Genomic DNA, 24,069 nt, shown 5'->3' with positions numbered 1-24,069 from the left:
TCTTATTACTTCTTAAAGTCCTCCATCATTTGAATAAACTCATCAAACAGGTAGTTCGCGTCCTCCGGGCCTGGGCTCGCTTCAGGGTGATACTGAACAGAGAAGCAAGGGTGAATTTTGTGTCGCAACCCTTCATTGGTTCTATCGTTCAAAGCAATATGTGTTTCGATTAGATCTGTTCCCTTCAAGCTTTCCTGATCTACGGCATATCCATGGTTCTGAGAAGTGATGGCCACTCTGTTTTTCTCCAAATCCAGCACCGGGTGGTTTCCTCCTCGGTGTCCGAACTTTAATTTGAATGTTTTCGCTCCACAGGCCAAACCGATCAATTGGTGTCCCAAGCAGATCCCAAAGATCGGAACTTTTCCTAATAGTCCGCGGATCATATCTAATGCATGCGGTACATCTTCCGGATCTCCAGGGCCGTTTGAAAGCATGATTCCATCAGGATTCATTAATAAGATATCTTCTGCTGTGGTATCCTGAGAAACGACAATGATATCACAATTTCTCTGGGATAATTCTCTGATGATTCCCAGCTTGGCGCCAAAATCAACCAATACTACTTTGAAACCTCTGTTAGGATTTGCGTAAGGAGTTTTTGTAGAAACTATTTCTACCTGATTGATCGGGAAGTTCGTTGATTTTAATTCCGAAGCTGCTGCGCTTTCGTCAGCATCAGCATTTACGATTTTTCCTTTCACTACCCCGTGGTTACGAAGAATTCTCGTCAGTCTTCTGGTGTCGATTCCTGAAATTCCTGAAAGGTTTTTCTTTTTAAATAATTCATCTAAAGTGATCTGGGTACGGAAATTGGAAGGAAGATCGCAAAGTTCTTTTACGATAAGCCCTTTGATTGCCGGCTCGATACTTTCATAATCATCACGGTTAATACCATAATTCCCGATAAGCGGATAGGTCATACAAACTATCTGACCGCAGTATGATGGGTCAGAGATCAATTCCTGATACCCTGTCATTCCGGTATTGAAAACTACTTCCCCTGCAGTTTCCAACTCTGCTCCGAAACCTTCTCCATGAAACACTTCACCGGACTCCAGTATTAATTTTTTCTTCATTTTTAAAAATTAGATATTAGATTTTAGAAATTAGAAGTCAGACTTCCTCGTTCTATATTATTTTTTCTTTATTCTTTACTCTTTATTCTATCAGTTTACCTTAAAAGTAAACCCTTTTTCTTCCAACGTTTCTTTCAGGATCGCCATTCTGGCAAAAACACCATTCTGCATCTGTTTGAAAACTCTTGAACGTTCGCATTCTACCAGCTCAGAATCTATTTCCACTCCCCTGTTGATCGGTGCCGGGTGCATGATGATAGCTCCTTTCTTCATGGCCTGTTCCCTTTCTTTAGTCAAACCATATCTTTTATGGTATTCAGAAGCTGAGAAACTCATTGCTGCATCATGTCTTTCGTGCTGGATTCTTAATAGCATCAGAACATCCACTTCAGCGATCAGTTCATCTACCGAAAGATAAGTTCCGTTGATCAATGCCCCTTCGTCGAACCAATGCTCCGGTCCTGAGAAATATACTTTAGCTCCCAATCTTCTTAGGGCCTCAGCATTGGAGTTCGCCACACGGCTGTGTTTTACGTCTCCTACAATTCCAATTTTCAATCCTTCGAATTTTCCAAACTCCTGATAGATGGTCATCAGATCCAGCATACACTGTGAAGGATGATTTCCTGTTCCGTCTCCGCCGTTGATTACAGGAATTGCAATATTTTTTAATTCTTCGAAGTATCTGTCTTTCTTATCGCGGATCACCACTAAGTTTACTCCTAAACTTTCAATGGTCTTCACGGTATCATATAAACTCTCACCTTTGTTTACCGAACTGTGGGAAGCATCAAAAGGAACCACCTGCAATCCCAGTTTTCTTTCGGCAATATCAAAACTCGTCTTCGTTCTTGTACTGTCTTCAAAGAAAAGGTTTGAGCAAAAAACTTCTCCTTCAATTTTGGCAGTTTTTCCGTTTGCAAAAGCCAGTGCTTCTGTCAGTATACTGTTGATTTTCTCGGTGCTTAGTTCTGTAATCGTAAACATAATTCTTAATTTTTGAGCATAAAAAAAGCGAAGACAAGATCTTCGCTTAATAACAATAAATATCGTAAAGGGCGCTTTCGCCCGGTAAATCTAATGATATAAATACTTTTTTATTCATTAGGTGCAAAGATACAAAAAAATTACGAACCTACAAAAGCAAAGTTTTAAATAAATTAAAAACCCCGGTATTTCCTTATTCTCATTTAAAATTAATATTTTTGTTACAACTCAAATTAGTTCTATGGATTTAAAAGACAAAATGATTCTCAGCATTATTCAGGAAGACTCCACTTTATCTGTTAAGGAAATTTCAGAAAAGATAGGTCTTACCTTTACTCCTACGTATGAGCGAATCAAACAATTGGAGAAACAGGGGATCATTCAGAAGTATGTCGGGCTTTTAAACCGTGAAAAACTGGGTTTGAATATTGTCGTCTATTGTAATGTCCGTCTTAAAGAGCAATCCAAGAAAGTATTGGAGACTTTTGAGAAAAACATTGGAAAATATGATGAGGTCCAGGAAATCATCAGCCTTTCCGGCGAATATGACTATATGCTGAAGATTATTGCAAAAGACATCAACTCCTACAATGAATTTGCGGTCAACGTGATCTCCAACATTCCCAACATTGGGCAATATCACAGTTCTATCGTACTTCATGAAGTGAAAAAGTCTACCAAATTCAAAATTGACCTGGAATAGACCTTTTTACTTTTAAACCATTGAATTTTTAAATAATTAAAAGGTAAGGATTCGCATGCACTTTAAAAGGCAGTTCCTAAATTTTAACCTACCTCAAAACCTTCTTTAATTTTAATGGTTCACAATCAATCATCAAAATTTAAATACCGGAATAAAATCCAACCATTAAGATCACTTAAGCAAGTAAGATTTATTAAGATTAAGGATTCACAAACGAGTGTAAGGCAGTATACCGGAAGTAATTTTCAGATATTCTACTGATTCCGCTTAAGTGATGGCCTTAATGGTTTAGATTCTAACCCAATAATTTATTCTTCAGCTTGTTGAACTGATATTCTATTTTATCCAGACAAAGATTTCCTATACTCCCATGGTGGGTATGGTCAAGGTTCCCTGCTTTAAACTCAAATTCATTATTTTCAATCTCCTTTCCTATTTTCACATAGGCATCCCGGAATGAGCTTCCGTTTTTCACCTCTTCATTGATCTTTTCTACACTGAAAAGATATTTATATTTTTCATCCTCCAAAATCCCATCCTTTACCTGAATATTCGGTAACGTATAGCTTAAGATCTCCAGACATTCTTTCAGAGAATCAATAGCAGGGAAAAGGATTTCTTTGGTCAGCTGTACATCCCGGTGGTATCCTGACGGAAGATTATTGGTCAGCAGGATAAGCTCATTGGGCAAAGCCTGAATTCTGTTACATCTTGCGCGAACCAGCTCAAAGATATCCGGGTTCTTTTTGTGCGGCATAATACTGCTTCCCGTTGTAAACTCTTTTGGAAAACTGATAAAATCAAAGTTTTGATTCAGGTACAGACAGACATCATAAGCAAACTTCCCAAGTGTTCCGGCCAGAGTAGCCATCGACATTGCCAATAGCTTCTCAGACTTTCCACGGGTCATCTGGGCATACACCGAATTATAATTCATCGACAGAAAGCCTAAGTTATAGGTCGTACTTTCACGATTGATCGGAAAGGATGATCCATATCCTGCTGCTGAACCCAGCGGATTTTTATTGATGATATTTTTTACTGAAAAAAGCATTTCAACATCATCCAAAAGGGCTTCTGCATAAGCTCCGAACCACAGCCCGAAAGAAGAAGGCATAGCAATCTGCAAATGGGTATATCCCGGAAGCAGAACATTTTTGTGCTGGTCTGCCAGCTGAATCAGGATCTGGAAGAATTCATCTGTAAGGGCTGTTATTTCACGGATCTCATCTAATAAATATAGTTTTATATCCAGTAAAACCTGATCATTTCTGGATCTTGCCGTATGTATTTTCTTTCCTGTATCTCCTAATTCTTCAATTAGGATCGCTTCTACCTGAGAATGGATATCCTCAGCTTCTTTATCAATTTCAAAACTCCCATTCTCAACTTTTTCTAAAATAGTGTTCAAAACAAACAGCATCTGTTCTGATTCTTCGTGAGTAATAATTCCTGTTTCTGCCAGCATTTTACAATGGGCCATAGAACCTTTGACATCATATTTCGCGAGACGCTCATCGAAATCAAGGTCTTTCCCGACTGTAAAATTATTGACTAATATATTGGTGGCAAGGTCATCCTTCTGCCATATTTTTTTCATATGTAAATATTTTATTTTTTTCTACAACCCCTATGCAATCGCGTGCGATTTCATAATGATCTGATTTAAAAATCCGATTGGTTTTGACTTGCCCAGCATGGCAATCCTTATTACTATTAACTATAAAAAAACATCTCCTTAATTCAAAGCCTCCATTTTTAATTTTCTTTTTTGCATAAATCTTTATTAAAAACTTAAACTTTAAATGCCTGCTGAGCGGAGTCAAAACATATATTGAGCTGGAAGCCTAAAGCTGGAGGCTGGAAGCTAATAACGTATTATAATAACTTCCCTCTTCCTGCTTCGCTCTTCCATTCCTTATAACACTTTTTCTAAAATTTGGATATAGATTTCAATCCCTTCTTCTATTTCCTGAATATAGATGTATTCATCTGCAGTATGGGAGCGCCTACTGTCTCCGGGGCCTATTTTCACTGATGTACATGGAATAATGGCCTGATCTGAAGAGGTGGGTGAACCATAGGTCGTCCTCCCGATTTCCAATCCTGCTTTTACAAACGGATGTTCCATTTCAATTTTTGAGGAATTGAGCCTGAAAGACCTTGCCGTCAGTGTGGATTCCATCTGAGACTGAATGATCTCAAAAGCTTCTTTATTGGAATATTCATCCGTCACGCGTACATCCAATGTAAAATGACATGATTCAGGCACTACATTATGCTGTACTCCGGCATGAATTCCTGATAACGTAACTTTAACCTCACCCAAATATTCTGAAACTTTGGGAAAGGTAAAGCTGAGTATATTCTGAAGGTCCGCCATACATTTTATAATCGAATTATCATCATTGGGATGAGCGGCATGAGAAGGAGTCCCTTTCATTTCTCCATCAATCACCAGCAGTCCTTTTTCTGCAATCGCCAGGTTCATCTGCGTGGGTTCTCCTACAATGGCGAGCTCTATGTTAGGTAGCTGCGGAAATAAAGCTTCGATTCCATCAAATCCTGAGATCTCCTCCTCTGCCGTCAAAGCAATCACTAAATTATATTGTAAATCTTCTTTCTCATAAAAGTGTAAAAAAACCTGTGCCATAGAAACCAAAGAAGCGCCGGCATCATTACTTCCCAGCCCATACAATTTACCGTCTTTCTCAACAGGCACAAACGGGTCCAGCGTGTAAGCCTTGTTAGGCTTCACCGTATCATGATGGGTATTCAGCAAAACTGATGGTTTAAATACATCAAAGTTTTTATTAACCGCCCAGATGTTATTTTTAAAACGTTTGGTTGGAATTTGATGTTTCCTGAAGAAATTCTCAATCTCTACTGATGTGTTGAATTCATCTTTGCTGAATGAAGGAATTTCAATCAGATTTTTAAGTAACCCAACTGCATTACTCAATAATTCTTCCTTATTATAAACAGATTTCAGTTCCTGCATGATGATTCTCTATATGGTTTTTCAATTCGGTTTCTTTAATCAGAAACACTTTATTTACATTATTTTTTATCGCCCCGATAGCATTTTCCAGTTTGGGCAAAATCCCTTTGTGCAGCTTTCCTTTTTCCTTTAATTCGGAAAATTCTTTTTCGGAAACACTTTTGATAACAGATTCAGGATTATTTACATCTTCCAGCACACCCTCTTTATCAAAACAATACAATAACTCCACTTCAAATTTTGATGATAAAGCCTGTGCCATCACAGAAGCAATGGTATCCGCATTGGTATTGAAAAGATTTCCTTTTTTATCGTGTGTGATGGCCGAAAATACAGGAACAAGGTCAAGTTTAATTAATTTTGAAACCAACTTCTTATTCACACTTTTTTTATTCACATCTCCTACAAAGCCAAAATCAATTTCCGGATGTACCCTTTTCTTAGCCTTGATTAAATTTCCATCCGCACCGGAAAACCCTATTGCATTACAGTTTTTATGCTGCAATTTTTCAACAATATTTTTATTAATTCCCCCTGCATATACCATCGTGACAAGATCCAGTGTCTCCTTATCCGTAATCCTCCTTCCGTTGATCATCTTTTGCTCTATTCCTAGCTTGGCTGCCAATTCAGTAGCTAATTTACCTCCGCCATGAACAAGGATTTTCTTTTCTTTAATTTCGGAAAACTGATCTAAAAACTGATCCAGTAATCGTTCATCATCAATGAGCGCTCCGCCTATTTTTATGATGTATATTTTATTTTTCATGAAAAGATTAAAGGATTTAAGAATTAAAAAATTACATGCTTCTTATCTGATTATTGTATGCTGTCTATATGCATCGGATTTCAATCCCGGGTTACATCGTTCCTCCGGGATTTTGGATATTTATTTTATGTTGTCTAAAATTTCACTGAATACAGCTTGTGCTGAGAAAATACGGTTCTTAGCCTGCTGGTAAATGATAGAATTTTCTCCGTCCATTACTTCATCGCTTAATTCTACATTTCTACGTACCGGAAGACAGTGCATTACTTTCGCCTGATTCGTATTGGCCAATTTTTCATTCGTCAACATCCAATCTCCTTTCACTTCAGGCATTGCAGCATAATCATCGAAAGAAGACCAGTTTTTTACATAGACAAAGTCTGCATCTTTTAAAGCTTCATCCTGATCATGGATCACCTGTACATTTTTTGTAAAACTCTGATCCAGATTATACCCTTCCGGATTCGTGATCACAAAGTCAACATCCATTTCCTGCATCCATTCTGCGAAAGAATTTCCAACAGCCTGAGCGATCGGTTTGATGTGCGGAGCCCAGGTCAATACAACTTTAGGCTTATGATCCTTTTTCCAGTTCTCTGTAATGGTAATACAGTCGGCCAGGCTTTGCAGCGGATGACGTGTCGCTGATTCCAATGAAATAACAGGCACTTTTGCATGCTTCTCAAATTGACTTAGAATGCTTTCATTCACGTCGTCTTCTTTACTTTTCATTCCGGCAAAGCAACGTACTGCAATAATGTCGCAATATTGGTTCAAAACTTCAATCGCATCTTTAATATGCTCCACCGTATCTCCATTCATCACCGCACCGTCGGCAAATTCAAGATTCCATGCTTCCTGTGCCGCATTCAATATTAAAACATTTAAGCCCAGGTTTTGTGCTGCAATCTGGCTGCTCAAACGGGTTCTCAAACTTGAGTTTAAAAATACAAGTCCTATTGTTTTCCCTTTTCCTTTTTCTGTTTCTGAAAGTGGGTTTTCTTTTATCTGTAAAGCTTTTTTTATAATGTCCTGTAAGTTTTCAACGTCACTTACAGCGGTAAATTTTTTCATTTCGAACTAATTTTAAAGATTTTTGTTTACCTGTTCAATGTTTAAGTCTAGTGGTTTAACTATTTCCCAATACCGTTTTCAGGGCATTGATGAAAAGATCAGTTTCCTCTTTCCTGATGTTAAGTGCCGGAAGAATCCTTAAAACACTCTTATCATTCGAGTTTCCTGTAAAAATATGATGATCATACAGTAAGTTTTTTCTCACTTCCGAACAGTCTCTGTCAAGCTCTATTCCGATCATCAGCCCCTTCCTTCGGATCGATTTAATATGTGGTAAATCTTTAATTTCGTTTTCTATATACTCACCCATTTTCTGAGCGTTCTCAATAAGGTTTTCCTCTTTCATTACATCCAGTACAGCAATTGATGCAGCACAGGCAAGGTGGTTCCCCCCAAAAGTTGTTCCCAGCAATCCGCTGGTCGCCCGGAATTTAGGATGGATCAAAACTCCTCCAACCGGAAAACCATTTCCCATTCCTTTTGCCGTTGTAATGATATCCGGTTCTATTCCGAATTCCTGGTGGGCAAAGAAGTATCCGCTTCTTCCATACCCTGACTGTACCTCATCCAAAATCAGGACAGCATCATACTGATCACACAGCGCTTTGATTTTAGATAAAAATCCTTCAGCAGGAATCATAATTCCGCCCACTCCCTGGATTCCTTCAATGATCACAGAGGAAATTTCATTCCCATGCGCTTCAAAGGCTTCTTCAAGCTGCTCTATATTATTCCATTCGGATTTTACAAATCTTTCTGAAAAGTTAACAGGGGCAACAATCTTTGGATTATCTGTCACGGAAACAGCTGCAGAAGTTCTTCCGTGAAACGAACCTGAGAAGTAAAGCACCTTGGTTTTCCCGTTATGAAAAGAAGCCAGTTTTAATGCATTTTCATTCGCTTCAGCTCCTGAATTACACAAGAAAAGATTATAATCTTCATATCCTGAAAGCTGCCCCAGTTTTTCAGCCAATTCAGTTTGCAGTTCATTCTGTACAGAATTGGAATAGAAAGAAATTTTTTCCAGCTGCTCTTTCAGTTTATTCTGATAATGCGGATGATTGTGCCCGATAGATATCACAGCATGCCCTCCGTAAAAATCAAGATACTGCTCTCCTTGGTCATCCCAAAGAAAAGAACCTTGAGCTTTAACCGGATTTATATTAAATAATGGATATACGTTGAATAAATTCATTTTTTTATTTTTTATTTTTCTTTTGTCTTGAAACAAAAGAAACAAAAGTTCAAGACCTGGAAACTTCCGCTAAAAATGAGTTCTATTCTCTAAAAATTCTAAAACTTGCGCGAAATCCAAATTGGTTCTTCGAGTCTTTATTTTCCTCGCACTTCGAACAGCAGAATTTTTTTAACATTCATAGAATTAATTTTCTTAACGCTCCGTTTTCCTATGTCGGATTTACTTCTTGTTTAAAATTCTCAATTACTTATTGTCAATTTAAAATGCTATTGGTTTCAGGTTCAGTCCTGCATTTTCTTCCCAGCCCATCGCAATATTCATATTCTGCACTGCCTGTCCTGACGCTCCTTTCAACAAATTGTCAATCGCTGAGTGGATCACGACTACATTTCCACTTTTCTCGATTTGAATCACACAGCGATTGGTATTGACAACCTGTTTTAGATCAATTGCTTTCCTGCTTACCTTTACAAAAGGCTCATCTGCATAAAAATTCTCATACAATTGTTCTATATCTTCCAGATCAAGATCGGTTTTTACCGTAGAACTTGTAAAAATCCCTCTTGAAAAATCGCCTCTCCATGGGACAAAATTCAGAGCAACCTCTTGATTGTTTAAAGAAACCAGCTGTTGCAGGATCTCATCCACATGCTGATGCTTCAATGTCTTATAGGCTGATATATTATCATTTCTCCAGGTAAAATGCGTAGTAGCCTGCAAGGATTGTCCAGCTCCTGTAGAACCCGTAATCCCTGTTGTGAAAACCTCATCCAAAATTCCTTTTTCTGCCAGCGGCAATAAAGCCAGTTGAATAGCTGTCGCAAAACATCCGGGATTGGCAATGCTCTTTGTACCTGCCAGTTGTTTTTTATTGATTTCAGGCAATCCGTAGATAAATTCTCTGTTTCCAGAATTTCCTTCCAAACGGAAATCATTTCCCAGATCAATCACTAAAGTATCTTCCCGAACAGGATTTTGAGTTAACCAATTCTGACTTTCCTTATGCGGAAGGCACAGAAAAAGAATATCTACCTCTTCAGGCTGATCTGTTAAAACCTTGTCACAAACCGTCGTTAAATCCGGGTACAAATCCGATATTATTGTTCCCGAATTTGAACGACTATATAAAAAACTCAATGTCACATGGGGATGAAAAGCCAGTAAGCGTATCAGCTCACTTCCTGTATAACCGTTTGCACCAATTATTCCTACTGTTTTCTTCATTTTTAAATCAAGGACTGTATCCTAATCTTTTGTTAAATCGTTCCTTCGGAACTAGTTGATATTCTGGTTAATCTGGTGGTATATATTTAAAGAATTGCTCACAATTTTTGTATAGCCTTTCACATCCTCTCCTGTCCATGCTCTGTTAGCCTCTCCGTAGCTTCCGAATTTATCGGACATCAGGTCATGATCAGATTCTATTCCATTTAAAATAAACCTGTACGGATGAAGGGTTACAAATACTTTTCCACTCACTGTTTTTTGAGAATCCGTTAAGAAAGACTCTATATTTCTCATCACAGGATCCAGGAAAAGCGCTTCATGAAGCCAGTTGCCATACCAGTCGGACAACTGGGATTTCATCATCTGCTGGTATTTTGAAAGAGTATGCTTTTCCAATAAATGGTGGGCCTTGATAATCACTAAGGCCGCCGCAGCTTCAAACCCTACTCTTCCTTTAATCCCTACAATCGTATCTCCAACATGGATATCACGGCCGATTCCGTAAGCAGAAGCCAGTTCTTCTATTTTTTGAATCGCATACACAGAATGTTTAAAGCTTTCTCCATTTACGGAGATTACCTCCCCATTTTTAAATTCAATCTCCACCTCTGAAGGTTGAGTTTCTTTTACCTGTGAAGGAAAAGCTTCTTCCGGCAGATAATTTCTTGAAGTCAGCGTCTCTTTTCCTCCTACTGATGTTCCCCAAAGCCCTTTATTCACTGAATATTGCGCTTTTTGAAATTCCATTTCATATCCATGGCTTTTTAAAAACTCAATTTCCTCTTCACGGGATAAAGCCATATCACGGATAGGCGTAATGATCTCAATATTCGGACACATTACCTGAAAGATCAGATCAAAACGAACCTGATCATTTCCAGCTCCGGTACTTCCGTGGGCTATTGCATCAGCATTGACTTCCATAGCATATTTTGCAATTTCCTGAGCCTGGATCGTACGTTCAGCACTCACAGAAAGAGGATACGTATTATTCTTTAATACATTCCCAAAAATCAAATACTTCACACAAGAATTATAATAATCTTCCTGAGCATCTACGCACCTGTATTCTTTTACCCCAAGGTTTAAAGCTTTGCTTTCCAATTCCTTTTCCTCCTCTTTAGAAAAACCTCCGGTATTTACAGTGACTGCATACACATCATATCCCAGTGTTTCACTAAGATATTTGGCACAGTAGGAAGTATCCAAACCTCCACTAAATGCTAAGATGACTTTTTTTTTCATCTGGATTTTTTTATTTTTTTTTATGGTCAGATGGAATTCACCAACAGGATTTTGTGCAGAATGCCCAAAGTCTGTTTGGTTCATTTCAAAATATTTATTTTCAGGCTGGTTATCGGCAGCCTCATTTCCTTTTATTTGATCCGGAACAAACAGCATTGCCGTACACAGGCAGTTTTTACGTTCCTTTTTCATTAAAATTTCATAGTTGACACAGCTCTTGCATCCGTTCCAAAATTCCTCATCCTGAGTCAGTTCAGAATAGATCACCGGCTTATATCCCAGATCACTATTGATTTTCATTACCGCAAGCCCCGTCGTTAGCCCGAAGACTTTCGCTTCAGGATATTTTTCTCTAGATAACTGGAAAACTTTATGCTTTATCTGAGTCGCTACCCCTCCGTTCCTGAATTTCGGAGATACAATCAGCCCCGAATTAGCCACAAACTTCCCATGTGACCAGGTCTCTATATAACAGAAACCTACCCACTCTCCGTTTTCAGTGGCTACCACAGCATTGCCTTCTGAAATCTTCTTACTCAAATATTCTATAGAACGTTTTGCGATTCCCGTTCCTCTACGCTGTGCAGAATCATACATTTCCTGCTGTATTTCACTCACATACTTTAGATGTTCGCATGAGGAAATTTCTATTTCCATTTATTTATCTAAATTTTTTGGCAAATTTAAAATATAATTTCTTTTAAATCCAAATAAAAAAGATATTTTTTTTGTTTTAAAAATTTATACAGGTAAAATTATCTTTAATAAAAAATATATATTTGCTAATTTATTATATATTTGCTAAAATACTATAGTTATGGAAAATACATGTCCCAAATGCCACAGCGATAAAGTAGTAAAAAGCGGCATTATCAATGAAAAGCAGAGATTTCACTGCAAGAACTGCAATTATTATTTCACTGTTAAGAAACTGGGAAAACAGATTGACGACTATTATGTGACCAAAGCATTACAGCTCTACCTGGAAGGCTTAAGCTACCGTGAAATTGAAAGAATTATCGGGGTTTCCCATGTTACCATAAGCTCATGGATAAAAAAATACAATATCACCAGACCTCCCCATTCGGAGTTCCATCCTGTCTATAAAATCCTGAAACAAAATGAATTAATTGAATATATCGCCCATGAAGAAAACATTAAAAATTCCGGGATCATCATTACCCAGTTTGCTGATAAGTATATGCTGATCAAGTGGGAAAGATTTAAAAAATAGAGGTGGGAAGCAAGAATTAAGATGGCTGATGTCTGATGTAGGGCAAGAAATTCCGAGATAAGAGGTTATCGGCATAGAGAACTCCTGGCAAGGGATATCGCAGCAGATATAATTTATATGTAAAACTTTCAATTGTCAAAGATAGCTATATGACTACCACTAATATATATTAAATTTTTGTAAATAAATTATTAATTACAATTTGGCATTCACAAAAAACAACGCCAAAAATTGATAATTTATGAAGAAATTACTTACATTCATTGGAGTGGCATTAATCAGCAGTTCTCTTTATTCGCAAGGCTCTCCTGATTATGGCAGTGGATTAAAATTAAACCTGAACTCTGAAGGCGATAAATTCATCAGATTTATTTTATGGGACCAGCTGTGGCTAAGAAATACATCAATGAATCCGGGAAGCATGGTTGGAGGGGAACCTACAGACAACTCCTGGAGCATAGGAAACAGAAGGTTACGGGCATTAACCTATGCTCAGATCTCCAAAAGATACATGATCCTCCTCCATTTTGGAATCAATAACCAGACGTTCATCAACGGAGGAGCTACTGGAACTTCAGGAACAGGCGGTTATGGAAACGGAAAGAAAACCCAGCTGTTTTTCCATGATGCCTGGAACGAATATGCAGTTATTTTACCTGGAGAAGCCGGAAAATTCAGTTTATCTTTAGGGGCGGGACTTCATTACTACATGGGACTTTCGCGTATGACCATGGCTTCCACCTTAAATTTCCTTACCGTAGATTCTCCTGTTTTCTCATGGCCTCTCATTGATAACTCGGACCAGTTTGCAAGACAGCTGGGAATGTTTGCCAAAGGTAAATACGGAAAGCTGGAATACCGGCTCAGTTTAAACAAACCTTTTGCCACAGACTTAACACCGGTGAACGTAACAGATCCTTCAAAAGCCGTAGCGGTAGACAATAATGGGAACCCAAGTTTTTCTAAAGCTGGCTATCTGGAATATCAGTTCCTTGATGAGGAATCCAATGCCCTTCCTTTCAAAGTAGGCTCCTACCTGGGAACGAAAAAAGTATTCAATGTAGGTGCCGGTTTCTACCACCAGGCAGATGGAACAAGAACTTCCGTCAATTCAAATGTTGAGAAGCATGACATTACTCTTTTCGCTGTTGATGCCTTCGCAGATATTCCTCTGGGAGATGCAAAAAATAAAATGGCCGTTTCAGCTTATGCAGGGTATTACAATTATAATTTTGGTCCCAACTATGTAAGAAACCTGGGAACAATGAATATAGCCGCCAATGATCCCAATTTTATCGGCAATAAAGCCATTGCAGGGCCTGGAAATTTACAACCCACCATCGGAACAGGTAATATTATCTACGCACAGGCAGGCTTACTGTTACCAAGCCAGGCAGAAAAGCCTAAAATCAGAATACAGCCTTTCGCGGCCTATACCCACAAAAACTTTGAAGCCTTTGACAAGTCCTCTTCTCAATTTGACATCGGCGCCAACTGGTTTATAGACGGCCACCATGCAAAAATTACGACCCAGTATTCAACAAGACCCGTTTACACCAGTCCTACAGAAAACCCGTCTTCAAAAGGCGAATTTATTGTACAGTTTCAGATCTACCTATAAACCAAGGATGAACTTAATATTATTTTCTACTAACATCAAAACGAATCACTATGAGCGAAAATCATCACGAAAGCTACGAAAATATGACCGAAAGGCAGAAAAACCGCACCATCTGGAGCGTGATCACCGCCTCTTCACTCGGAACCCTTATAGAATGGTATGACTTCTATATCTTCGGAAGTTTAGCCATTGTTTTAGCCACAAAATTTTTTCCGGCAGATAATCCTACGGCAGCATTTTTATCTACACTGGCCACATTTGCAGCCGGATTTGTGGTAAGACCTTTCGGAGCTTTATTCTTCGGAAGGCTGGGAGATCTTATCGGAAGAAAATATACTTTCCTTGTCACTTTGCTGATCATGGGATTCTCTACTTTTCTTATCGGATGTATCCCAAGTTATGAAACCATCGGTTTTTTGGCTCCGGTTCTCGTTTTAATTTTAAGATTATTACAGGGATTAGCCCTTGGAGGAGAATATGGAGGTGCCGCCACCTATGTTGCAGAATACGCGCAGCCTCACCGAAGAGGATACTGGACTTCCTGGATCCAGACGACTGCGACTGCAGGACTTTTCATTTCATTGATTGTTATTTTAATTACAAAAACAACGCTTTCTGCAGAAGAGTTTGACAGCTGGGGATGGAGGGTCCCGTTCTGGATTTCCATCTTAATGGTAGCTGTCTCTTATATCATCAGGAAAAACATGAAAGAATCTCCACTTTTTGCAAAGGCCAAGAGTGAAGGAAAAACTTCAAAAAACCCTTTAAAAGAAAGTTTTGGCAATAAATACAATTTCAAATTTGTTCTGCTTGCCCTGTTTGGAGCCGCGATGGGACAAGGGGTAATCTGGTACACAGGACAGTTCTATGCCATGAGCTTCCTGCAAAAGGTAATGAATGTAGAATCCGCACAGGTGGATTCCCTGATGGCTACCGCTCTGTTTTTAGGAACCCCTTTCTTTGTATTTTTCGGATGGCTATCTGATAAAATAGGACGAAAAGCAGTGATGATGACCGGAATGCTGGTCGCCATTTTAGCGTACAGACCTATTTATGACAGTATGTTTAAGAGTGTAACCCTTGAGAATAAAACAGTGGCCTCCAATGGAATTACAGAAAAAAGAACAGCCAAAATTCACAATGACATCACGACAGACAGCCTTGTTACCTTTCATAAAGAAACACTTTTCACCGATGGAACACTGATTAAAAAAGACAGTATCGTCCACTGGTCTCCCACCGGCCCTGTGATGAAAGACGGCAAAGCTGAAGAACCCAAAGTTTCCCAGACGCTAAAATTAAGTGATGACACCAAATGGTACCTGATCTTCCTGGTATTTATCCAGGTCATATTCGTAACCATGGTATACGGACCTATCGCAGCTTTCCTTGTAGAAATGTTCCCTGTAAGAATACGATATACCTCAATGTCTTTACCGTATCACATTGGAAACGGGGTATTTGGCGGCCTTCTTCCGGCAGTTGCAACGTATCTGGTAACCACAGGAAAAGAAGCCGGCCATCCGACATGGTACCTGGAAGGGCTTTGGTATCCGATTGGAGTCGCCACAGTCTGTCTGATCATCGGATTATTCTATCTTAAAAATAAGAACAATAATCTTCATGATTAAGCATTGAATCAGTCAAATTTTTATTAATTTTAAAACTACTAAAATGAACGGACTAAAAAAAATATTAGGCATTGTATGGATTGCCATCGCTGTGATTGTAGGATATTTCGGAATTACAGTTCTGGGAATCCCTAAGATCACTTCCGGAAAACAGGAGGATCTGGTTTTCGGTATCATCATTCTGTTTGTACTGATGCCGATCATCTCAGGCGGATTGGGAGTTTTCGGTTACTATGCATTAACAGGAGAATATTCTGACGACAAAATATAATTTATAAGGATGAATGATAATTGATGAATGATCAATACTACAGCATCTATTCATCAATTATCTTTTATCAATCATCATTATGAAAAAAAGACACGAACAAAAACTGGTGATCTTAAGCATTGGGCTGATGATCGCATTCAGTATTCCAATTTCACTGCTTTTCAACAGTGAGAAGGAAGTTTTCGGCTATCCTATGATCCTGATCTATCTGTTTGCCGTCTGGATGGTTTCTATCGTGATTTCTTTTGTAATCGTAAAAAAGTATGATGAGTAGTTTTGCATTATTTTTTGTAGTCCTGTTTTACCTGGCTCTTCTTTTCTTGGTTGCCCACCTGGCAGAGAAGAAAAGAAGCAAACTATGGATCAACAACCCTTATATCTATGCATTATCCCTTGCTGTATACTGCACAGCATGGACTTATTATGGAAGTATTGGCGTTGCAGCTACAAGCGGGTTAAACTACTTACCCATCTATATTGGCCCCATTATGATCATTCCTGCGTGGATCTATATCAACACACGGATTGTAAGAATTTCAAGGGTCAATAAAATAAGCAGTATAGCAGATTTCATTTCATTGCGGTATGGAAACAGCAGAAGCTTCAGCGCGATCATTACTATCGTATGCCTGCTGGCTATTGTACCTTATATCGGGCTGCAGATTAAAGCGATCTCTGAAACCTTTCATCTGGTCACCGAAACTTCGATGTCTAAAGATATCCTGACTGACAATGCTACATTTGTAGTTGTTTTGATTGCTTTATTTTCTTCTTACTACGGAACACGGTATGTGGACGCTTCAGAAAAACGGCTGGGAATCATTTCGGCAATTGCCCTGGAAAGTTTTTTAAAACTGTTTTTCATTATTATTCTGGGACTCTTTGTGATCTATTATGCATTTGACGGATTTTCAGATATCTATCAGAAAGCAAGCCAGTTTGAAGATTTTAAAGAAAAAAACACGTTCAACGGGATTGAAGGCGCGATGAACTGGATGATCCTGTGCATGATTTCCGCAACAGCCATCTGTATCCTGCCAAGACAGTTTCATACGGCAATTGTTGAGAACAGGCAGGAAAAGCATATCAGAACGGCAATATGGTTTTTTCCTCTTTACTTATTGATTTTCACAATCTTCATCTTTCCGATTGCCTGGGGCGGCAGATTGATTTTTGACGGCCAGAAAGTCAATCCTGAATTTTATTCTATTTTAATTCCGCAACATTTTGACAACACCCTGATCACGGTTCTGGTTTTTCTGGGAGGGCTAAGTTCATGCATTTCAATGATCATTATCTCTGCCATTACCTTATCTATCATGCTTTCCAATAACCTTATCATTCCTTATGGCCTGCTTGGAAAGTTTAAATCTGAAAGGGAAGAGCAAAACACCAGAAACATTACCAACATCCGGAAATTCAGCATTTTCGCCCTGATCATCATGGCGTTCGTTTTCTACAAATATTTTATCCTGAAAACATCACTGGATTCTGTAGGACTGATTTCATTTGTAGTGATCGCACAGCTGGCCCCTTCATTTTTCGGAGCTTTATTCTGGAGAAGAGGAAGCTATAAAGGAGCCGTTGCCGGGCTTGCTGCCGGATTGGCGATCTGTTATTTCGGACTGATCATTCCTCAGTATTATTTCTCATACAACCAGGAACTCAAGGGAGTTCTGAGAGATCTATATAATTCTTTCGGATTTTTCACCATTCCCTATTTAGCAAGAATTCCGCAGATCTTTTTCTGGTCTCTTTTGGTGAACACAGGATTATTTACCGTTATTTCAGTAAGTACCAAAGGAAATTACCGTGAAAGAAATTTTGCTGAACTCTACGTTGATATTGATAAATACATTCAAAACCACGAAAACGCATTTATCTGGCGCGGAACAGCCTATATCTCAGACATTCAAAACATTCTTGAAAGATTTTTAGGTAAAAACAAAACCGAACAGGCATTAAGAATTTTCAATTTAAAATATAATATCGACTCCAAAACTGAAACTGCCGACTCCCGGTTTATCAAATTTTCCGAAAACCTGTTAGCAGGAAGAATAGGCACTGCTTCTGCAAAAATCCTGATTGAAGGAGTCACCAAAGAAGATAAAATATCTTTAAAAGAGGTTTTAAATATCCTTGAAGAATCTCAGGAAAACATCAACTTAAATAAAAAACTTACGGAACAGTCTGAAGAATTACAAAAACTTTCTGATGATCTTAGGACAGCCAATGCAAGCCTGATCGTCAAAGACCGCCAGAAAGACGACTTCCTCGATTCCGTTGCCCATGAGCTCCGAACTCCGATCACGGCTATCCGTTCTGCAGGAGAAATTTTAGCAGATGATGAGGATATTCCTCCCGAAATCAAACAGGAATTTTTAAATAATATCATCACAGAATCCGACAGGCTCAGTGAAATCATCAATGATATCCTTTACCTGGATAAGCTGCAGCACGGTGAGATCTCGTTACATATTCAGAAAAATAATATTATTGAAACCTATAAAAAGGCACTAAACCCACTCCTCCACCTGATACAGCAGAAAAACATCCATCTGAGTGAAGTTAATCTTTTAAATCAGTTTATATTTGAATATGATGAAGCAAGACTGATTCAGCTATTTCAGAATATCTGGGGGAATGCTTTAAAGTTCACAGATGAACAGGGAACAATACAAACCAAATTATTTGAAAAAGAGGGCCAGCTGGTCATTACTATTTTCAATACCGGAAAACATATTCCTGAAGAAGACCTGGAACTGATTTTTGACAAGTTTTATCAATCCAAAAACCAGAATATTTTAAAACCTACGGGAAGCGGACTGGGACTTGCCATTTCTAAAAAAATTGTGCAGGCTCACGGAGGAAGCATAAAGGCCGAAAACAGCGGACTCGGCGTAACTTTCACCATAAGCATTCCTGAGAATATTATAAAAGAGATCAAAAATGAAGTTGAACACCATTAAAAACCCTTTATGAAAAAGATAATAATTGCAGATGACGAGCACAAAATTTTAATGTCGCTGGAATACAGTTTTAAGAAAAACGGATATGACGTCTATATTGCCCGTGATGGAACCGAGGTGCTTGATTTTTTAAAAACAATGGTTCCGGATGTGATCCTTCTCGATATTATGATGCCCAATCTCGATGGGTACAGCACCCTTGAGATCATCAAACAGGATGAAAAACTAAAGAATACCAAGGTGATCTTTCTCAGTGCAAAAAATAACCCGAGAGATATTGAAAAAGGAATAGAAATGGGCGCTGATGCCTATCTAACAAAACCCTATTCGATAAAAAAACTGATGCAGCAGATTGAGGAAATGTTTGGTAGTTAGAATCAAGAGCCAAGAGGTCTGATATAAGATTTTAGATTTTAGATTTCAGATTTCAGATGGGATAGTAAAAACGACTGTCATTGGGCGGACAAAGCGAAACAATCTCAACGTAAGGCTCAGCCCAACCTATAAACACAAAAAATACACGATTATTGATATGAATGCAGATATGTTATTTAAACAAAGCATAGAAAATAAAGAAGACTTCTGGAAAGAACAAGCCCGGGAAATACAGTGGTTTGAATTTCCAGAACAGATCCTTTCAAAAGATACCAACGGCTATTCTCAATGGTTTCCCGACGGAAAACTCAATATATGCTACCTGTGTATTGATCAGCATATTGAAGAGGGCTTTGGAAACCAGACCGCTATTGTCTATGATTCCCCTGTAACAGGCCAAAAGAAAACATACACGTTCAGCCAGGCAAAAGAAGAAATTTCAAAATTCGCAGGTGGTTTACTTTCTCTGGGATTACAAAAAGGGAGACACAGCCGTCATTTACATGCCCATGATTCCGCAAACACTTTTTGCCATGCTGGCCTGTGCGAGAATCGGGGTGATTCATAATGTGGTTTTTGGAGGTTTTGCGCCTCATGAACTGGTCGTGAGAATTGATGACTGTAAGCCTAAAGTTTTAATCACAGCAACCGCAGGAATAGAGATCGCCAAAAGAATCCCTTATCTGCCACTGGTAGAAAAAGCTATTGAGCTGGCACAGGATAAAGTAGATAACATTATTGTGTATAACAGAAAGTTGGTTGATAATCAGCATGAAATGTTTGACGGCCTGATCGATTATGAAGACCTGGTACAGAAATCACTTCCTGCAGATTGCATTCCTGTTGAGTCTACCCATCCTCTTTATCTTCTTTATACTTCCGGAACGACAGGAAAACCCAAAGGAATCGTCCGTGATACCGGAGGTTATGCCACTGCATTAAAATTTTCAATGAAATACGTGTACGGAGTTGAGCCGGGAGAAACCTACTGGGCTGCGTCTGATTTCGGATGGGCAGTAGGACACAGCTATTCTGTCTACGGTCCTTTACTCAACAGAAATACAACTATTGTTTTTGAAGGAAAACCTATTATGACGCCTGACGCCGGCACATTCTGGAGAATTATTTCAGAATATAAAGTAGCCGTGATGTTTACTGCACCTACCGCAATCAGAGCCATTAAAAAAGAAGATCCGAACGGAGAACTGGTTAAAAAATACGATCTATCCCTTTTCAGAAAACAGTTTCTGGCGGGTGAGCGTTGTGATGTTGCCACACTGGACTGGTTTGCAGAACATATCGGAGTTCCGGCGATCGATCATTGGTGGCAGACAGAGTCAGGCTGGCCTATGCTTGGGCTCATGACCTTTGACGAAAATTACAGGATTAAAAGAGCTTCTGCAGGAAAACCGATTCCGGGATATGATATTACCATTTTTGATGAAAACGGATTGGAGCTCGATCCGCATCATGAAGGTTATCTGGTGATCAAACTTCCCCTTCCTCCTGGTGCCCTGCTTGGAATCTGGAAAGACCACGAACGTTTTGAAAAAAGTTATCTGTCTCAATACAACGGTTATTATTTTTCAGGAGACGGCGCAATACAGGATGAAGACGGTTATATTTTCATTACGGGAAGAGTGGATGATGTGATCAATGTTGCCGGACACAGGCTTTCTACTTCCGAAATGGAAGAAATTGTTTCTTCTCATCCACAGGTTGCAGAATGTGCCGTAGTGGGAATTGATGATGATTTAAAAGGACAGATCCCTTTTGCGGCAGTTGTTTTAAAAAACGGCTCGCAGATTTCCGAACAGGATGTGGAAAAAGACATCATTCAAATGGTTCGGGAAAAGATAGGTGCGGTCGCATTTTTAAAGAATGCAATGGTGGTGAGCCGCTTACCCAAAACAAGGTCCGGAAAAATCTTGAGAAAACTGATCCGTACTTTACTGGACGGAAAAGATTTTCAGGTTCCGTCAACGATTGATGATGAAAAAATCATTGAAGAAATTCAGAAAAAAATCAAGGAATATAGGGGCTAACCCATCAATTAAACATAAATTTAAAATATAAAAATTTCAAAAAACGAAAGGGATATGAGAAATTACTTAATAGAAGATTTACCACAATACTTTGAGGATTATAAAAAGTCTATCAAAAACCCAAAAAAATTCTGGGACAAGGTTGCGGATCAAAACTTTGTGTGGTACCAACGATGGAGCAAGGTTGTTAAGTACGATATGAATGAAGCCAAGATCACCTGGTTCAAAAATGCCAAACTCAATATCACAAAAAACTGTATTGACAGGCATCTAGCCATAAGAGGAGATAAAACAGCCATTATCTGGGAACCTAATGATCCTAAAGAAGAAGCGCAGCATATTTCTTACACCGAATTATATACCCGGGTCAACAAAACAGCCAATGTTTTACGTGATATGGGCATTGAAAAGGGAGACAGAGTCTGCATCTATCTTCCAATGATCCCCGAGTTAGCCGTTACCATGCTCGCATGTGCCAAACTGGGGGCGGTTCATTCCGTGATCTTCGCCGGATTCTCAGCATCTGCCGTTGCTTCAAGAGTCAATGACTGTGAAGCTAAAATGGTGATCACTTCAGATGGAAGCTACAGGGGAAGCAAAGTACTGGACCTGAAAAGTATTGTTGACGAAGCGTTGGAAAAAACACCAACCGTTGAACATGTTCTGGTGGTAAAAAGGACCCATAACGAAATTACAATGAAAGAAGGAAGGGATTACTGGATGGCCGATCTATATGAAAAAGCTTCTGCCGATTTCGTAACCGTGATCATGGATTCTGAAGATCCGCTTTTCATTTTATATACTTCAGGATCTACAGGAAAGCCCAAAGGCATGCTTCACACCTGTGCCGGCTATATGGTATACACCGCTTATACTTTTAAAAATGTTTTTAATTATAAAGAAAACGATATTTATTGGTGTACTGCTGATATTGGCTGGATCACGGGGCATTCTTATATCCTTTACGGACCTCTCTTAAACGGGGCCACAACCGTTATTTTTGAAGGTGTTCCCACCTACCCTGAACCGGACCGTTTCTGGGAAGTGATTGAAAAACATAAGATCACTCAGTTTTATACGGCTCCTACAGCTATCCGTTCCTTAGCCAAAGAAAGCACGGAGTGGGTAGACAAGCATGATTTAAGCTCACTGAAAGTGATAGGTTCCGTAGGAGAGCCTATCAACGATGAGGCATGGCACTGGTTCAACGATCATGTAGGGAAGAAGAAATGCCCGATTGTAGATACCTGGTGGCAGACTGAAACAGGAGGAATTATGATTTCACCCCTGCCCTTCGTTACCCCTACAAAACCAACCTATGCAACGCTGCCTCTACCAGGTGTACAGCCTGTATTGATGGATGATAAGCGTAACGAAATTACAGGAAACCAGGTGACCGGAAATCTTTGTATCCGTTTTCCATGGCCGGGAATTGCCAGGACCATCTGGGGTGATCATCAAAGATATAAAGAAACCTATTTTACAGCTTTCCCTGGTAAATATTTCACCGGAGACGGTGCACTGAGGGATGAAGTCGGCTACTATAGAATTACAGGACGTGTGGATGATGTCATTATCGTCTCAGGACATAATCTAGGAACCGCCCCTATTGAGGACAGTATCAACCAACACCCTGCTGTAGCGGAATCTGCTATTGTAGGATATCCTCATGACATCAAAGGAAATGCACTCTACGGATTTGTCATGCTGAAAGAATCGGGAGAAGGCCGTGATAAAGACAATCTGAAAAAAGAAATCAACCAATTGATCTCTGACCAGATAGGCCCTATTGCCAAACTGGATAAAATACAGTTTGTTTCAGGACTTCCAAAAACGCGTTCAGGAAAGATCATGCGTAGAATTTTAAGGAAAATTGCGGAAGGTGATTTCAGTAATTTTGGAGATATCAGCACCTTGCTGAATCCGGAAATTGTAGAGGAAATTAAAAATGAAAGAATCAGTTAATTTATATTCAAAACGGGCTAAAAACCCGTTTTTTTATTGACCTGATGTAAGCCGTAATCGGCAAACGGCATATTTCCATTATTATTCAATACTTAAAATTAAACACCCGTTCAATAGACATTCTCAAACAATTTAACATTATTGTATAGATGAAATATTAATAGATAAATTTTATTAACTTTAGTTCAACAAAATCAACAAATTATCACTAACTTTAATCAGAACTTAAAACCAATTAACTATGTCACATATATTAGCGGGGCTATTTGAGCACCATAGCGACTATAAGAAGCTTGAGAGCGATCTGGAAAATTCAGGATTTGAAAATTCGGATTATATCATATACCTTAATAGTGACACCCATAATTCTCAATATCTGGCAAGTGTATCCGTACAAGACAGCAGCCAGACTGAAAGTGCCCGTGCTGTTTTCACCCAAAACGGAGTGTTAAAAGCTTATTTATTTGAAAATATGGGTATCGCTGAGACCAATTATGATACTATTAAAAAATACATTGATGCCAGAAACAAGGCCGAGATCCATAACAGTCCTGACATTAAGATCAAAACGTCAAGTGACGGCATGAATTCAGAGGTAAAATTTTAAATAAATATAAATACTAATAACCAAAGATCCGTAGAACATTCTACGGATCTTTTATCTTTGAAAAAACT

Annotated in this window: 19 protein-coding genes and 1 pseudogene; 11 read left to right on the top strand and 9 right to left on the bottom strand. The window is 38.9% G+C overall.

Going from position 1 to position 24,069, the window contains the following annotated elements; all coding sequences use genetic code 11:
* Positions 1 to 5: 5 nt before the first annotated feature.
* Together MUW56_RS18800 and MUW56_RS18795 are read right to left on the bottom strand one after the other, a co-directional pair.
* Positions 6 to 1,079, bottom strand: a complete 1,074-nt coding sequence (locus MUW56_RS18800; protein WP_292014629.1) for a carbamoyl phosphate synthase small subunit — start codon at positions 1,077 to 1,079, stop codon at positions 6 to 8.
* A gap of 90 nt (positions 1,080 to 1,169) precedes the next feature.
* Positions 1,170 to 2,066, bottom strand: a complete 897-nt coding sequence (locus MUW56_RS18795) for an aspartate carbamoyltransferase catalytic subunit (protein ID WP_292014628.1) — start codon at positions 2,064 to 2,066, stop codon at positions 1,170 to 1,172.
* 241 nt (positions 2,067 to 2,307) lie between these two features.
* On the opposite strand from MUW56_RS18795, the gene MUW56_RS18790 reads away from it, so the two are divergent.
* The gene (locus tag MUW56_RS18790; protein WP_292014627.1) at positions 2,308 to 2,769 is read left to right on the top strand and encodes an Lrp/AsnC family transcriptional regulator; all 462 of its coding nucleotides are present in this window, start codon (positions 2,308 to 2,310) and stop codon (positions 2,767 to 2,769) included.
* Positions 2,770 to 3,064: 295 nt separating this feature from the next.
* Here the strand turns inward: MUW56_RS18790 and argH are convergent, their stop codons facing one another.
* The 7 genes from argH to MUW56_RS18755 form a co-directional block, all read right to left on the bottom strand.
* The gene (gene argH, locus MUW56_RS18785; protein WP_292014626.1) at positions 3,065 to 4,369 is read right to left on the bottom strand and encodes an argininosuccinate lyase; all 1,305 of its coding nucleotides are present in this window, start codon (positions 4,367 to 4,369) and stop codon (positions 3,065 to 3,067) included.
* 318 nt (positions 4,370 to 4,687) lie between these two features.
* Entirely contained in the window at positions 4,688 to 5,770 is a 1,083-nt protein-coding gene (locus MUW56_RS18780; protein ID WP_292014625.1) for a M20 family metallo-hydrolase, read from the bottom strand.
* Complete coding sequence (argB, locus tag MUW56_RS18775) at positions 5,745 to 6,539, bottom strand: acetylglutamate kinase (RefSeq protein WP_292014624.1); 795 nt, start codon at positions 6,537 to 6,539, stop codon at positions 5,745 to 5,747. Before argB ends, MUW56_RS18780 begins: the two co-directional genes overlap by 26 nt.
* Before the next feature lie 120 nt (positions 6,540 to 6,659).
* Positions 6,660 to 7,613, bottom strand: coding sequence for an N-acetylornithine carbamoyltransferase (locus MUW56_RS18770; protein WP_292014623.1), 954 nt, complete (start codon positions 7,611 to 7,613; stop codon positions 6,660 to 6,662).
* Positions 7,614 to 7,668: 55 nt separating this feature from the next.
* Entirely contained in the window at positions 7,669 to 8,808 is a 1,140-nt protein-coding gene (locus MUW56_RS18765; RefSeq protein WP_292014622.1) for an aspartate aminotransferase family protein, read from the bottom strand.
* A 261-nt stretch (positions 8,809 to 9,069) separates the two neighbouring features.
* Positions 9,070 to 10,035, bottom strand: coding sequence for an N-acetyl-gamma-glutamyl-phosphate reductase (gene argC, locus MUW56_RS18760; protein ID WP_292014621.1), 966 nt, complete (start codon positions 10,033 to 10,035; stop codon positions 9,070 to 9,072).
* A 51-nt stretch (positions 10,036 to 10,086) separates the two neighbouring features.
* Entirely contained in the window at positions 10,087 to 11,940 is a 1,854-nt protein-coding gene (locus MUW56_RS18755; protein ID WP_292014620.1) for a GNAT family N-acetyltransferase, read from the bottom strand.
* Between the two features lie 160 nt (positions 11,941 to 12,100).
* On the opposite strand from MUW56_RS18755, the gene MUW56_RS18750 reads away from it, so the two are divergent.
* The 10 genes and pseudogenes from MUW56_RS18750 to MUW56_RS18705 all read left to right on the top strand — a co-directional run bounded on the left by MUW56_RS18750 (position 12,101) and on the right by MUW56_RS18705 (position 24,001).
* Positions 12,101 to 12,517: a helix-turn-helix domain-containing protein gene (locus MUW56_RS18750; protein WP_292014619.1), complete on the top strand. Its 417-nt coding sequence runs from the start codon at positions 12,101 to 12,103 to the stop codon at positions 12,515 to 12,517.
* Positions 12,518 to 12,758: 241 nt separating this feature from the next.
* The gene (locus MUW56_RS18745) at positions 12,759 to 14,138 is read left to right on the top strand and encodes a porin (RefSeq protein ID WP_292014618.1); all 1,380 of its coding nucleotides are present in this window, start codon (positions 12,759 to 12,761) and stop codon (positions 14,136 to 14,138) included.
* A gap of 50 nt (positions 14,139 to 14,188) precedes the next feature.
* Entirely contained in the window at positions 14,189 to 15,769 is a 1,581-nt protein-coding gene (locus tag MUW56_RS18740) for an MFS transporter (protein WP_292014617.1), read from the top strand.
* 43 nt (positions 15,770 to 15,812) lie between these two features.
* Positions 15,813 to 16,040: a DUF6814 family protein gene (locus MUW56_RS18735; RefSeq protein ID WP_292014616.1), complete on the top strand. Its 228-nt coding sequence runs from the start codon at positions 15,813 to 15,815 to the stop codon at positions 16,038 to 16,040.
* A 79-nt stretch (positions 16,041 to 16,119) separates the two neighbouring features.
* Entirely contained in the window at positions 16,120 to 16,314 is a 195-nt protein-coding gene (locus tag MUW56_RS18730) for a hypothetical protein (RefSeq protein ID WP_292014615.1), read from the top strand.
* A complete protein-coding gene (locus tag MUW56_RS18725; RefSeq protein ID WP_292015443.1) occupies positions 16,307 to 19,009 on the top strand; it encodes an ATP-binding protein in 2,703 nt (900 codons plus the stop codon). Before MUW56_RS18730 ends, MUW56_RS18725 begins: the two co-directional genes overlap by 8 nt.
* Positions 19,010 to 19,018: 9 nt before the next feature.
* Positions 19,019 to 19,384, top strand: coding sequence for a response regulator (locus MUW56_RS18720; protein ID WP_292014614.1), 366 nt, complete (start codon positions 19,019 to 19,021; stop codon positions 19,382 to 19,384).
* A 157-nt stretch (positions 19,385 to 19,541) separates the two neighbouring features.
* Positions 19,542 to 21,429: pseudogene (locus MUW56_RS18715) on the top strand (AMP-binding protein).
* A 54-nt stretch (positions 21,430 to 21,483) separates the two neighbouring features.
* Positions 21,484 to 23,394 carry an acetate--CoA ligase gene (gene acs, locus MUW56_RS18710; protein WP_292014613.1) on the top strand — a complete coding sequence of 637 codons (1,911 nt, stop codon included), beginning with the start codon at positions 21,484 to 21,486 and terminating at the stop codon, positions 23,392 to 23,394.
* Positions 23,395 to 23,635: 241 nt separating this feature from the next.
* A complete protein-coding gene (locus MUW56_RS18705) occupies positions 23,636 to 24,001 on the top strand; it encodes a hypothetical protein (RefSeq protein ID WP_292014612.1) in 366 nt (121 codons plus the stop codon).
* Positions 24,002 to 24,069: the final 68 nt, after the last annotated feature.

It is taken from the genome of Chryseobacterium sp., assembly GCF_022869225.1.
Classification (GTDB): domain Bacteria; phylum Bacteroidota; class Bacteroidia; order Flavobacteriales; family Weeksellaceae; genus Chryseobacterium.
The sequence above is the reverse complement of the archived record's forward strand: the minus strand, read 5'-3'. Positions and strand labels throughout refer to the sequence as shown.